This is a genomic window from Arthrobacter sp. JZ12, from assembly GCF_035189165.1.
In the GTDB taxonomy this organism is placed as follows: domain Bacteria; phylum Actinomycetota; class Actinomycetes; order Actinomycetales; family Micrococcaceae; genus Arthrobacter_D.
In genome coordinates this window covers 2,024,233-2,037,214 of sequence record NZ_CP045246.1, presented here as the reverse complement: position 1 = coordinate 2,037,214, position 12,982 = coordinate 2,024,233, and the positions used below count along the sequence as shown (strand labels likewise).

Here is a 12,982-nt window from a genome sequence, read left to right as displayed (position 1 = left end):
CATGGCTGAACTCGAGGTTGAAATTGTCGCAGCGGACCACTTCGTGTGGTCCGGTGCGGCGACCATGGTCAAGGCACGCACCTCCGACGGAGAGATCGGCATCCTGCCCGGTCACTCGCCGGTGCTTGCGATCCTCGCTGAGGGCGAGCTGGCTATCCAGCCCGTTTCAGGGGAGCGCATCACCGTGGGCGTTGACGGCGGCTTTTTCTCCGTTGACAGCAATCGGGTGGTCATCGTTGCCGACAATGCCAAGATCGGCGGCTCAGTAACCGCAGACGCGAAGTAGCAGCTGAGCTGATGGACGGCGTCGGTATTGCGTTCATCACGCTCGCGGTGCTCTTTGCCCTGCTGGTGTTGGCGGTAGGTGCGTTCTGCCTCCGTCGCTATCAGCTCCGCAGTGCCCTGGGGACCTTCGACGCCTCCATCTGCCTCCCTCCCAAGGGATGGCGGATGGGGGTGTGTCGTTATACCGACAAACACCTTGAGTGGTTGCGCCTCGTCTCGCTGAGCCCGAGGCCCCGCTACCGGTATCTGCGGAGTTCTCTTGAGCTGAAAGGCTGGCGGAACCCCACGGAGTCCGAAAAGACCCGTATCCAGCCCGGCGCAATCATCGTCTCCCTGACTTATGAGGGTCAGGAGTTGTTACTTGCAATGAAATACGACGTCTATGCCGGGCTTTCGTCCTGGCTTGAGGCCGGTCCAGTCATCGGAATCGGCACATGGCGTTGAAGCACAGAACGGCTTAAACAGGCGAGGCCCTCACCGAGGTGAGGGCCTCGCTCGTTTAAGTGGCGCTACGAGTCAGAGCGTGGTGACGCCGGTAGCCTGGGGGCCCTTGGCGCCCTGGCCGATCTCGAACTGAACACGCTGGTTCTCATCGAGGGTGCGGAATCCACCGGTCTGGATCTCGGAGTAGTGTACGAAAACATCGCCTTCGGAGTCGTCCGGCGTGATGAAGCCGAAGCCCTTCTCAGCGTTGAACCACTTAACGGTTCCCTGTGCCATTTGTATTTCTCCTCATAATGGAACATTGTTTGACCGGCACACCGCGTGCCGGCCGGGTGTTACTTCGCGGGAATTCCATTGAGGACAAGAAATCTTGCGCCTGACGAGGAGTTCCACGCTCGCAACCTGTCTTGCGAGCATGAAAACCACGTACACAAAGACTGCAATAAGCATCACATAGGGCTATGTGCTGGTCAACGGACATTCCGGCGAATAAACGCATTGTTAAGCCAAAATTCGAATAGTTGAGCAATTGGACGCCGAAACCTGGTCCGATTCGATCATGAGGGGCCGCGCTGGCCGACCCTCCTGCTGAAGGCGCCCTAGAAAAGCCGTGAGTCGACGTCGTCAACGCCGCGCATTGCATCGTAGTCGAGAGTGAGACAGTCGATGCCCCGGTCCTGCGCGAGCACGCGTGCCTGCGGCTTGATCTGCTGGGCCGCAAACACACCCTTCACGGGAGCCATAAGCGGGTCGCGGTTGAGCAACTCAAGGTAGCGTGTGAGCTGCTCAACGCCGTCGATATCTCCGCGGCGCTTGAGCTCGATCGCAACGGTGCGGCCCTCGGCGTCCCGGGCCAGAATGTCTACCGGCCCGATGGCAGTCATATACTCGCGCCGGATCAGCGAATAGCCTTCGCCCAACAGGGTGATCTGTTCTGCAAGGAGCCGCTGCAGGTCAGCCTCCACGCCGTCCTTCACCAGTCCGGGGTCGACGCCGAGGTCATGGGAGCTTTCGTGCAGCAGCTCATGGATGCTGATCACCAGTCGGTCGTCGCTCTTGGCATGCTGCACGTTCCACGTCTCGGTGACTCCCAGTTCCGCATCGTCCGGGGAGGGTTCCACAATCCGCAGGCTTGCCGGCGGGCTCATCCAGTTCAGCGGCTTGTAGGAGCCGCCGTCGGAGTGGACCAGCACCGATCCATCAGCCTTCACCATGAGCAGCCGGGTAGCCAGCGGCAGGTGGGCACGAAGCCGTCCGATGTAGTCGACAGAGCAGCGGGCAATCACTAAACGCACCCTTGGAACTTTACCGGTCGGCGCGCGGTTTCCTGATCACCGCGGAGCCGGTGCAGACTGGTGGCATGCCCCGTTCCAATCAGCCCCGCCGTTCCCGGGGTTCGACCCGCAGGAAGTGGGCGGAGGCGGAGGAACTGGACCTGGAACGGGCGCGGGCCGGAATCCCCACCCGTGAGGTCGCCCGGGACGGTGTCTGGTCCATACGCCGGATCACCGAGCGGAACGCGGCCAAGCACTATCTCTGTCCAGGGTGTCACCGGGATATCCCGCCCGGCGTCGCGCACCTGGTCGCCTGGCAGGAGGATTCGCTGTTCGGAGCGGAGAGCGCACTCGCTGACCGGCGGCATTGGCATGTCCCGTGCTGGCGCAGTCGCCGCTCCGCCTAGACTGTTCGGGATGACGACTTCAGCCCCCGCATACCAGTTCACCGACAGCACAGAACCAGCAGAAATCCGTGCCACTACGGTCCTGCCCGCCGAAAGGCGCAACATCGAACTGATAACCACGGACGGCATGAAACTCGTGGGTGAATTTGCTGCTCCGGAAGGCAGGACCCCGGCTGCTACGCTGGTTACCCTGCATCCGCTGCCTACCGCCGGCGGATTCATGGACTCGCACATCTACCGCAAGGCATCCTTCCGTCTTCCGGCCCTGGCGGACATCGCGGTCCTTCGGTTCAACACGCGCGGAACGTGCTCGCCGCGCGGCTGCAGCGAGGGAGAGTTCGACGGCGGTGGGCTGGAGAGACACGACGTCGAAGCTGCCGTGCAGTGGGCGGTCAACGAGGGCCTTACGAACATCTGGCTGGTTGGATGGAGCTTCGGCACGGAACTGTGCCTGAAGTACGGAGCGCGCGAGCCGGTCGCCGAGCTCATCGAGGGTGCCGTCCTGCTGTCCCCGCCGCTGCACCGGGCGGTCGATGCGGATCTTGACTCATGGGCTGAAGCGGGATTGCCCCTGCATGTCCTCGTTCCTGAGCACGACGACTACCTCCGGCCCGCCGAGGCGGCCGAGCGGTTCGCCCGGATACCGCAGGCCGACGTCGTCGGCGTTGACGGTGCCAAGCACCTCTGGGTGGGGGAGAAGTACGTGAGCCGGGTGCTGGACGAGATTGCCGGCGTCGTGCTCGGCAGGCAGACGCAGCTGCCCACCCAGTGGGATGGGCCGACGGCGCGCGCCGACTAGGGCTAACGCGCGCCGAAGGCGCACATGGCAAGCTTCATTGACTGTCCTGGCGGGCGATGAAGACTTCCTTCAGGAGCAGCATTGCGCCGGCGGCAAGCGGAATCGCGATAAGCGCGCCGAGCACGCCCAGCAGGCTTCCGCCGGCAATGACTGCAATCACCGCCACGGCTCCGGGGACCGCCACTGCCTTCTGCATGATGCGCGGTGAGATGAAATAGGCCTCGACCTGCAGGTAGGCGACGTACAGCACCGCGAACAGCGCGGCGGTCTGCCAGCTGACCGTCAGGGCCACCAGGCTGACGACGACGGCGGCGATCACCCCGCCGACCAGCGGTATGAAGGCCAGCATCGCGACGATGAAAGCGAGCAGGACCGAGAACGGCACCTGGGCAATCGACATGAAGATGAACGCGAAGGACGCGTTGATCAGGGCGACGCAGGCCTGTCCGATCACGTAGTTGCCCACGCTTCGGGTAATTTCCTCGGCCAGCTTCTCCACGCGCGGCCGGCGGGACCGCGGCGCCAGGCGGTAGGCCCACTTCTTCATGGCGGGCAGGGACGCCAGGAAATACAGGGTCAGCACGAGGATGATCAGGACCCCGAACAGGCTGTTGAGTATTACCGTTCCGACGCCGAGTACCCCTCCGAAGATGCCACCGACCGCCTCCGAGTCGGCGAAGAACCTGTTGACCTCCTCCGTGACGCGTTCGCGCACTTCGAACTGCGCATCCACGGTGATGAAGAACTCGGAGTTGAGGAAGTCCTGCACGTACCCGGGTGCGCGCTCGGCCAGCTGCGAGGTCTGCGAGATTATCGTCGGGATGAGGGTGGCAAAGAAGCCGGTGATTATGCCGACCAGGAGCAGCAGGGCGAGCATGATGCCAGCCGGACGCGGAACACGGCGGTCCTCGAGCCAGCGAACGATCGGATCGAGCCCCAGCGCGATGAACAGCGCTGCGCCGATCCAGACCAGGAGCTGTCCCACATTGGTGATCATGAAGTAGGCGAGCAGGGCCAGGCCCGCGCCGACGCTTGCCATGAATCCGAAATGGATCGGGTGCTGCCGCATCGAACGCGGCTGCCCTCCGCCGAACTTCAGCCGTTCGTCGCTGATATTCACGGACTCGTCGACGGGGATAGTGTCGTAGCGCTCGGGCGGAAACTCGAAGCGCGGGCGGGGCTGGGCGACGGGGACAATCTGGCGCAGACGCGCCATCGCCAGTCCCAAGCCGTGCCTGCGGTGTGCCTGACGCGAATCAGGCGCACCGGCCGGCGGTTCTCCCGTCGGTTGGCTTGCCGACGTCGCCGGGCGAGGAAGGGGCTCGCTGATCGGCACGTCCTCGTGTTCACTCACGTAAGGTTCCGCTTTCGTTTCGTAGCGGGCAGGCCGCGCCCGTTCCATGACTAGCGAAACAGTAACAAACGCGTGGCCCGGCCGTGGGGCGGCGTTTCGGTAGGGCGCCGCCCGGGGTACCAGCCCGAAAGGTGTGCTCGAGACAATTTCGTTACCATGGGATCTGATCGATCGCCCGACTGGTCCGGGCAAACCAACCCAACGATAGGTTCTTGAGTGCGCTTTCCATTTGCTGCTCCCATCATGGCGATCGGCGCGCTGCTGGTGCTGCTGGGCATCGGCCAGCTCACCTGGTGGGCTCCGCCGTCGACGGTCACCGTCGGAGTTCCCGCGGATGCCTCCAGCGGTCCCGTCACCGTGATTGAAGCGGGCGCCAAGCAGGCTGACGCCGAGGAAGTGGAAATTACGGTCCAGTCCGACGGTCCCTTCACCCTTGCCGTCGGCCGCGCGGCCGACGTCGAAGCCTGGGTGGGCGAGGCAGCGCACCTGTCCGTAACGGGAGTGGGAGAGGACGAGCTTCTCACCGAGTTCACCGAGGGTGAGGAGACGGTACCGAATCCGAGCGGATCCGATTTGTGGACCAGCGAGGAGACGGCGGAGGGCACCCTGACCCACCGTTGGCTGGACCCGGGCGAAGGGGACTGGTCCATCCTGGTCGCGGCAGACGGTGAAACACCTGCGCCGACGGACATTTCCATCACCAGCCCCAACGACACTTCTACCCCGTGGGCGATTCCGCTGATCATTCTCGGTGCGCTTCTCCTGATCCTTGGCGTGGCGCTGGCGTTTATGAAGCCGCGACGGAAGCGGCGGGAGCCGGTGCAGCCGGGCTCACGTGCTCACGTCCGCGAACAGAACCGCCGTCCGGACACTGCACGGAGCTTCACTGCGCGGCCTGTTAGGGCTACGGCGCTGCTTGGAATGGCCGCAGTGCTCGGTTTCTCCGGATCAGCTGCGGCCTATGCCACGGCAACGGAATCGGCACCGGCGGAGGATTCGGCATCCCCGACCGAGTCTCCGGCCGCTCCGGAGGGTGAGGCCGGGGCCTACCCGGTGGTGCTCGAAAGTCAGCTCGACCGCATTCTTGAATCTGTTGCAACCACGGTCGGGGAGGCGGACGCGGCGGCGGACGCAACCCTCCTTGAACCGCGCGTGGCGGGTGCTGCCGCCACCTTGCGCAGCGCCAACTACTCCGTTCGCGCGCAGGCCGACGAGGTTCCCGCACCGACGCAGGTTGCTCCCGGTCCTGTCCTGACGAGCATGATTCCGACCGGAAGCGGGTGGCCTCGAACCGTCGTCGCACTCACCCAGGGAGATGCGAATCCGGTTCCGCAGGCACTCGTTCTGGTACAGGACAATCCCCGGTCAAACTACCGCCTCACGTCCTCGATCCAAATGCTGCCCGGCACAACCTTCCCGACTGCAGGGTCTCCTGAAGGGCTCGAGGAGTTGCCCCTCGACCAGGCGGAGGGTCTGGTGGCACCACCCGAAGACGCAGTCGCAGCCATCGCCGACTACCTGACCGATCCCGAAGGCGGCAACTCCGCTACCTTCGAGGCAAATTCCTTCGCCGATGCCATCACGTCTTTCCAATCGGACGTGGTCGCCGACGCGGGGAATGACTCGGCCGAGATCACGTTCACTCACGTGGCCGTACCCGAGCACACCCGCGCTATCTCGACCGGCGACGGGGGAGCCATGGTCTTCGGATACCTGGACCACACCTACAGCAGCGTGCCTGAAGGACCGGGAGATTCGATCGAGTTGGAGGGTACCGTCTACGAGGCCCTGACCGGCGAAGAATCGACGGAGGACGGCATCGATGTTCGGTACGGAGAGGCCGTGATGATGTACGTCCCGCCTGCCGACAGCGGGCAGAAGATTACGGTGATCGGAGCCGCACAGCAGCTGTTGTCCGCCGAACTTCGGTAATCGACGGACCTTCAGCCAGTACCAGGTTGCGCAAGAACGCAGGCCAGTAACTAAGGTGTTCCCATGACCACTCCCAACACGCCAGGCGGTGCTGCGCCGTCGTCGATGAATCTTCGCGGTGCCGTTGACCTTTCCACGCTCAAGGCGCGGGCACAGTCCAGGGAAACGCCCGGTGCCGGTCCGGGCGGGCCTGCTTCCGCCGGCGGCGGCAGCCCATTCATCGTGGATGTTACCGAGCAGGTCTTTCCCCAGTTGGTTCAGCTTTCGGCCCAGGTGCCTGTCATCGTTGCGATCGGTGCTTCATGGAGTGAGCAGTCCGCGCAGGTTCTCGCCGTGCTGGAAGCCCTCGCGGTGGAGCAGGCCGGACGCATCCTGCTTGCCCGCGTGGACTTCGACGGGCAGCCCGGTGTTGCCCAGGCCTTCGGCGCACAGGGAGTGCCTACTGTGGTCGGCATCCTGAAAGGCCAGCCCGTTCCGCTGTTCGAGGGCGTCCTGGCTGAACCGCAGGTCCGTTCGTATCTGGAGGAACTCCTCAAGGTGGCCCAGGCCAACGGGGTGACCGGGTCGCTTAACAATGACGCGCAGGGAGCCGGAGCGCAGGAGCCGGCGGACCAACCGCTGCCGCCGTTGCACCAGGAAGCTTTCGATGCCATCGAGGCCGGAGACTATGCAGCCGCCGCCGCTGCTTACCGGAAGGCCCTGGCCGAACAGCCGGCCGACCAGGATGCCAAGGCCGGTCTCGCGCAGGTTGAACTGATGGAGCGGTTGCGGACGGCCGACGCCACTGCAGTACGCACCGCGGCGGCCGAGTCGCCGGACTCCGTTGAGGCGCAGTTGGCAGTAGCCGACCTGGATCTCTCCGGCGGTCACGTAGAAGACGCCTTTGCCAGGCTGACGGGCTTCATCGCGCGCTCATCCGGCGAAGACCGGGAGACCGCGCGGGTACGCCTTCTCGAGCTGTTCGACATCGTGGGCCCCACCGACCCCCGGGTCAACAAGGCACGCAGCGCCCTCGCGCGGGCGCTCTTCTGATGGGTGTTAGCGGCGCGGGACTCTTTGAACCCATTTCACTGCGATCCCTTCTCCTGGCTCATCGCGGTTGGGTGGCGGCGATGTGCCAGTACTCAGCGGATGAGGTCAACGCGCCGGGTGTGCCTCACGACTGGCACCTCATGCACCTGGGACAGTTCGCAGCCGGGGGAGCGGCATTGATCATCACCGAGGCAACCGCGGTTAATCCGGCGGGAATGATCAGCCCGCGTGACACCGGGCTGTACAACGACGAGCAGGTTGCCGCCTGGCGCAGGATCACCACCTTTGTCCATCGGCACGGCGCGGCCGACGCCAAGATCGGGGTCCAGCTCGCCCATGCCGGACGCAAGGCGTCGACCTGGTGGCCCTTCAGCGGGCACCGTGGTTCCGTCCCGGTCGAGGATGGGGGATGGCAGGCTGTCGGCCCCACCGACGAGCCCTTCGGCGACTACGCCGTGCCGCGTGCGATGACTGAGGAAGAAATCCTGTCCACCATCGGGGATTTCCGAAACTCTGCACGAAGGGCTGTGGATGCCGGTTTCGACACCGTGGAGATTCACGCGGCCCACGGTTACCTGCTTCACGAATTTCTGAGTCCCCTCGTGAACACCCGTACTGACCGCTGGGGCGGGACTGAGGAGAACCGCTTCCGCTTCACCCTTGAGGTGATTGACGCAGTGCGTGCTGAATTGCCTGACGCCATGCCGCTGTTGCTGAGGATCTCGGCAACCGACTGGACCGAAGGCGGCCTTGACGGGGCAGCTTCTGCCCGGCTTGCCGCGCTAGCGAAAGGCCGTGGGGTGGACCTCGTCGACGTTTCCTCAGGCGGTGCCGTACCGGATGCAGTGATTCCGGTGGCGCCCGGATACCAGGTGGACCTCGCTGCTCAGGTGCGGCGGGAGGGCGGAGTGCCAACGGGCGCAGTAGGGCTGCTTGACGATCCCGCCGCGGCTGACCGTGTGATTCGGAACGGAAGTGCGGATGCGGTGCTGATCGCGCGTGCTGCCCTTCGCGACCCGCATTGGTGGCTGCGTGCCGCGCAGGAGTTGGATGTGGATCTGGCCTGGGCCCCGCAGTACGAGCGCGCCGGCGGGTTCTGAGCGACGCCCCTGCGGTGTTGCGGGTAAAACGGGTGCGCAGTCGGGAGGAAGTATTTCGTCCTTTCGGATGAGGAGGCGTGGCTGGTGTCGTTGTTAGCGTGGAATCATGACCTCCCAGCGCGTTCCCTCCCCTCCGCCTGCCCCGGAGCCTGCTCCAGGGCAGTCCGCTGACGCCGGCTCCACTTCGGCTCCGGCCCTCGCGCTGCGCGGGCTTGCCAAGCGCTTCGGCGCCAAGATTGCCGTGAACGGGGTTGACCTCGACGTTCCGGCAGGATCGTTCTACGGTCTGGTTGGACCGAACGGAGCCGGCAAGACCACAACGCTGTCCATGGCCACCGGTCTGCTGCGCCCCGATTACGGGCAGGCGTGGGTTCACGGCGTTGATGTCTGGCAGCGTCCGCTTGAGGCGAAGAAGCTGATGGGCATCCTCCCGGACGGAGTGCGGCTCTTCGACCGCCTGACGGGGGAGCAGCTCGTCACTTATGCCGGTCTGCTGCGCGGAATGGACCGGGACAAAGTGGCGGGACGGGTTGCGGATCTGCTCCGCGCGCTGGACCTTGCCAGTGATGCCGGAACGCTCGTGGTGGACTACTCGGCCGGCATGACGAAGAAGATCGCCCTTGCATCGGCACTGGTGCACGCTCCGAAGCTGCTGGTCCTGGATGAGCCCTTCGAGTCGGTTGACCCGGTCTCCGCCGCGAACATCCGTGACATCCTGGGCAGCTACGTGCAGTCCGGCGGGACGGTCATCGTGTCCAGTCATGTCATGGATCTTGTGCAGCGGATGTGCGACCACGTCGCCGTCATCGCTGCCGGATCTGTCCTTGCTGCAGGAACGGTGGACGCCGTCCGCGGGGATGCCAGCCTGGAGGACCGCTTTGTGGAGCTCGTGGGCGGAAGGAATACTGCAGAAGGACTGTCATGGTTGCGCACCTTCTGAGGCTGAAGCTGACGCTGCTGCGCAACTCCCTGAGGCGTAGCACCTGGCAGCTTGTGGGTGTCGTCCTCGGTGGGCTCTATGGACTGGGCGTCCTCGGCACAATCATCGCTGGGCTGGTCGCACTTGGCTTCGCCGAGTTCGAGCTCGTCCGAACCATTGTGATCCTCGGCGGATCTGCCGCCGTCCTTGGCTGGCTGGTCATTCCGCTGGTCGCCTCCGGCGTGGACATGACACTGGACCCCGCCCGGTTCGTCACCTACGCCGTTCCGATGCGCCAGCTTATGGCGGGGCTGGCGCTGGGCGGCGTCATCGGCATCCCGGGTATCGCAACCCTGCTCGCATTTCTTGCGCTGGCAATCACCTGGATCCGCTATCCGGCGGCTGCTGTCGCCGCCCTGATCTGTGCAGTCTGCGCCGTGCTGCTCTGCGTTGTGGGTTCGCGGCTGATTACGACGGCGGGCGCGTCGCTTGCCTCGTCCCGCCGGTTCAAGGACGTCAGTTCGCTGATCGCGATCGTTCCCCTGGTGCTGCTGGGTCCGATTTTCGCCGGCATCGTGAACGGCTTCCGCGACTCGCCTGACTACGCGCACACCCTGGCTGCGGTCCTTGGCTGGACGCCCCTGGGCGTATTCCTCGCAATCCCCGCCGACCTTGCCGCGGGCGCCCCGCTCCAGGCACTTGCCCGATTCGGGATCGGGATCGCGACCATCGCCGTCCTCGCCCTGCTGTGGCAGAAGAGCCTGAGCCACGCGCTCGTCACCCCGCCGTTCAATTCGGTCAGCAGGAAGGGCGCAGGAAACCTCGGCCTGTTCGGCCGCCTGCCGGCAACTCCCACCGGAGCTGTTGCAGCCCGTGCGCTCACCTACTGGATCCGCGACCCCCGCTATGCGGCGTCCATCATTGTTGTCCCGCTGCTTCCCGTCCTCTTCTGGTTCGTCGGCGGAGAGGCCGGGAACTTCGCCCTGCTCAACTACGTCGGACCGATCATTGCCTTCATGCTCGCCTGGTCCATCTCGGCCGACATCTCCTATGACAACACGGCTTTTTGGATGCACCTATCGACCGGGGTCCGGGGCAGGGACGATCGTCTCGGCAGGGCAGCGGCACTGCTGCTGTTTGCTACTCCGGTGGTCTTGATCGCCACCGTTGTTCCGCTGCTGCTGACCAATTCTGCCGCCGACCTGCCTATGATGCTCGGGCTGGGCATCGGGGCGCTCCTGACCGGGACAGGCTTGTCGAGTGTGACCTCCGCGCGCTACACCTACAACGTACCGCTGCCCGGAGAGAGCCCGTTCAAGACACCGCCGGGCACCGGATTCTCCATGCTTGTTATCCAGCTTCTGGGCTGGGTGGTTCAGTTCGCCCTGCTGCTGCCGGAGATCGCCCTGGCTGTGGCGTACCTCGTCACTGGAAATGCTGCCTTCGGGTGGGCCACCCTTGCGGCCGGGGCGGTTCTGGGAGCGGCCGCTTTCATCGGTGGTGTCCGAATTGGGGGTGCCTGGTATGACAAGCGGGCACCGGAGCTGCTGCAGGCCGTCAGTGTCAACAAGTAGCACATTCCCACCGAGTGAACCGGCAGTAGGATTGATCCATGAGTACGCCCGCAGATCCCTTTGACAACAGCCCGTACGGCTCGCCGGACGATTCAGGCACCTCCACGGCCACCATCGAGCGCGAGGAACTGCGCGAGGAACTCGAGCCGGGTGACCGGGAGCGTTTTGCACACTACGTCCGCAAAGAGAAGATCATGGAGTCCGCCCTTTCGGGGGAACCTGTCATCGCCTTGTGCGGCAAGGTGTGGACTCCCGGCAGGGATCCCGAGAAGTTCCCGGTTTGCCCCACGTGCAAGGAAATCTACAATTCCATGCGGCCCGGGGATGAATCCTAGGCACTGCAGCTAAGCGTCCGCCGGGCTACCCGGCGGACGCTGCTTTGTCAGAAGGAGGGGCATGCCGCACAAGGATGCCGAGGTGGGAGGCGGAGCACTTTCCGCTCCGCTGCGTCCGCTGACAATAGGCGTCATCGCCATCATCACCTGCGCGGCCTTCGAGGCAATGGCAGTCGTCACGGCGATGCCGTCCGTCGCTGCCGAACTGAACGGTGTGGCCAGCTATGGCCTGGCTTTCTCGATGTATCTCACGGCCTCGCTGCTCGGCAGCGTCCTTGGTGGGTCATGGTGCGATCAGAGGGGGCCGCGTCCTGCCCTGGCCGCAGGGCTGGCCTTGATGGTGCTCGGCCTGGCGGTATCGGGCAGTGCGCCGGAATTCTGGATCATGACTCTCGGGCGCGCCGTCTCGGGTCTGGGCGGCGGTTTTATGATCGTCGCGGTCTACGTGATCATCGCCCAGTGCTATCCGCAGCGACTCCAACCGGTGGTGTTCGGCTGGTTGGCGGCGGCCTGGGTGGTACCGTCGCTCGTCGGACCCTATGTCGCAGGGGCGCTCGCCGAACAGGCAAGCTGGCGCTGGGTGTTCCTGGGGGTGGCTCCGGTGGTTGCCGCCGCCTTCCTCCTTGTCTGGCCAAGTACCTCGGGGCTCAAGACCGAGCGTGCCGCTTCGGGTGTTGACGGCGCAGTACGGAGGAACGCCCTGACCGGGGTCCTGCTCGCGGGTGGAGTCTTCGCAGCGCAGTTTGCCCTGACCCGGCTCGCCGTGGGCGGCATCAATAATCCTGCCTACAGCGTCTTTCTTGTCGTACTGGGGGCGGTGGGGTTCGGCGCGGCCGCGGTGGCTTTCCCCCGACTCCTGCCTCCCGGTACGCTGCGACTGGCCCGCGGACTGCCGAGCGTCATCGCGACCCGGGGCCTCCTCACCGTTGCCTTTTTCGGGGCTGAGGCCTTCGTGCCTTTGATGCTGGTCTCAAGCCGTGGGCTCGATGCTTCCACTGCGGGGTTGACCCTGAGTGCAGCGGCAATCGGTTGGAGCCTCGGCTCCTTCATTCAGGCGAAGGTGCGTTTCCAGCGCCAGTGGTTGCTGGTGATCGGTTCGGTGCTGCTCTCGGTCAGCATCGGCGGTCTGGCGCTCAGCGCGGCTGCGGAGGTGCCGTTCTGGATGATCGTTGCGGTGTGGAGTTGTGCCGGTCTCGCTATGGGGATGGCGCTCTCGAGCACTTCGGTGCTGGTACTGAAGCTTTCTGCTCCGGAGGAACAGGGCAGGAACTCGGCCTCGCTACAACTGTCGGACCAGCTTGGTGGGGTAATTGGTACTGCCGGTGCCGGCGGTCTCTTCGCCCTGCTGCGCGAGCCGGGTGCGACCGGCCAATTGTCCGTCTTCGCAGTGATGTGGCTGGTACTGGGACTGTTCGCGGTTATCGGTATAGCGGCCGGATTCAGGGCCGCCCGCGGCGCTCATGCATCGGGCATGGTTTCGTCCCTGGGCACAGGAAAGGTGCCGTCCCAGGAACCTTAGGACCGGCA

Annotated in this window: 14 protein-coding genes; 11 read left to right on the top strand and 3 right to left on the bottom strand. The window is 64.7% G+C overall.

Going from position 1 to position 12,982, the window contains the following annotated elements:
* The first annotated feature begins 1 nt into the window (after nucleotide 1).
* Both GC088_RS09455 and GC088_RS09450 read left to right on the top strand, forming a co-directional pair.
* Entirely contained in the window at nucleotides 2-286 is a 285-nt protein-coding gene (locus GC088_RS09455; RefSeq protein WP_323958757.1) for a F0F1 ATP synthase subunit epsilon, read from the top strand.
* An 11-nt stretch (nucleotides 287-297) separates the two neighbouring features.
* Nucleotides 298-729, top strand: a complete 432-nt coding sequence (locus tag GC088_RS09450; RefSeq protein ID WP_323958756.1) for a DUF2550 domain-containing protein — start codon at nucleotides 298-300, stop codon at nucleotides 727-729.
* Between the two features lie 72 nt (nucleotides 730-801).
* Here GC088_RS09450 and GC088_RS09445 read toward each other — a convergent pair whose 3' ends face one another.
* Complete coding sequence (locus tag GC088_RS09445; RefSeq protein WP_323958755.1) at nucleotides 802-1,005, bottom strand: cold-shock protein; 204 nt, start codon at nucleotides 1,003-1,005, stop codon at nucleotides 802-804.
* 323 nt (nucleotides 1,006-1,328) lie between these two features.
* Entirely contained in the window at nucleotides 1,329-2,024 is a 696-nt protein-coding gene (gene nucS, locus GC088_RS09440; RefSeq protein WP_323958754.1) for an endonuclease NucS, read from the bottom strand.
* A 65-nt stretch (nucleotides 2,025-2,089) separates the two neighbouring features.
* On the opposite strand from nucS, the gene GC088_RS09435 reads away from it, so the two are divergent.
* A complete protein-coding gene (locus GC088_RS09435; protein WP_323958753.1) occupies nucleotides 2,090-2,410 on the top strand; it encodes an Rv1322 family protein in 321 nt (106 codons plus the stop codon).
* 10 nt (nucleotides 2,411-2,420) lie between these two features.
* Nucleotides 2,421-3,209 (top strand): alpha/beta hydrolase, encoded by a 789-nt coding sequence (locus tag GC088_RS09430; RefSeq protein WP_323958752.1) that lies wholly within the window; start codon nucleotides 2,421-2,423, stop codon nucleotides 3,207-3,209.
* 34 nt (nucleotides 3,210-3,243) lie between these two features.
* Here the strand turns inward: GC088_RS09430 and GC088_RS09425 are convergent, their stop codons facing one another.
* Nucleotides 3,244-4,563 carry an AI-2E family transporter gene (locus tag GC088_RS09425; RefSeq protein ID WP_416377449.1) on the bottom strand — a complete coding sequence of 440 codons (1,320 nt, stop codon included), beginning with the start codon at nucleotides 4,561-4,563 and terminating at the stop codon, nucleotides 3,244-3,246.
* A gap of 216 nt (nucleotides 4,564-4,779) precedes the next feature.
* Here GC088_RS09425 and GC088_RS09420 point away from each other — a divergent pair, with 216 nt between their 5' ends.
* The 7 genes from GC088_RS09420 to GC088_RS09390 all read left to right on the top strand — a co-directional run bounded on the left by GC088_RS09420 (nucleotide 4,780) and on the right by GC088_RS09390 (nucleotide 12,974).
* Nucleotides 4,780-6,495, top strand: coding sequence for a DUF8094 domain-containing protein (locus GC088_RS09420; protein WP_323958751.1), 1,716 nt, complete (start codon nucleotides 4,780-4,782; stop codon nucleotides 6,493-6,495).
* 63 nt (nucleotides 6,496-6,558) lie between these two features.
* Nucleotides 6,559-7,527: a tetratricopeptide repeat protein gene (locus tag GC088_RS09415; protein ID WP_323958750.1), complete on the top strand. Its 969-nt coding sequence runs from the start codon at nucleotides 6,559-6,561 to the stop codon at nucleotides 7,525-7,527.
* Nucleotides 7,527-8,627 (top strand): NADH:flavin oxidoreductase/NADH oxidase, encoded by a 1,101-nt coding sequence (locus tag GC088_RS09410; protein ID WP_323958749.1) that lies wholly within the window; start codon nucleotides 7,527-7,529, stop codon nucleotides 8,625-8,627. The genes GC088_RS09415 and GC088_RS09410 overlap by 1 nt, the downstream gene beginning before the upstream one ends.
* 106 nt (nucleotides 8,628-8,733) lie before the next feature.
* On the top strand, nucleotides 8,734-9,567 hold the full coding sequence (locus GC088_RS09405) for an ABC transporter ATP-binding protein (protein ID WP_323958748.1): 834 nt from the start codon (nucleotides 8,734-8,736) through the stop codon (nucleotides 9,565-9,567).
* A complete protein-coding gene (locus GC088_RS09400) occupies nucleotides 9,549-11,120 on the top strand; it encodes a transporter (protein WP_323958747.1) in 1,572 nt (523 codons plus the stop codon). Before GC088_RS09405 ends, GC088_RS09400 begins: the two co-directional genes overlap by 19 nt.
* Before the next feature lie 38 nt (nucleotides 11,121-11,158).
* Nucleotides 11,159-11,455: a DUF3039 domain-containing protein gene (locus GC088_RS09395; protein ID WP_323958746.1), complete on the top strand. Its 297-nt coding sequence runs from the start codon at nucleotides 11,159-11,161 to the stop codon at nucleotides 11,453-11,455.
* A 61-nt stretch (nucleotides 11,456-11,516) separates the two neighbouring features.
* Entirely contained in the window at nucleotides 11,517-12,974 is a 1,458-nt protein-coding gene (locus GC088_RS09390; protein ID WP_323958745.1) for an MFS transporter, read from the top strand.
* The last annotated feature ends 8 nt before the right edge of the window (nucleotides 12,975-12,982 follow it).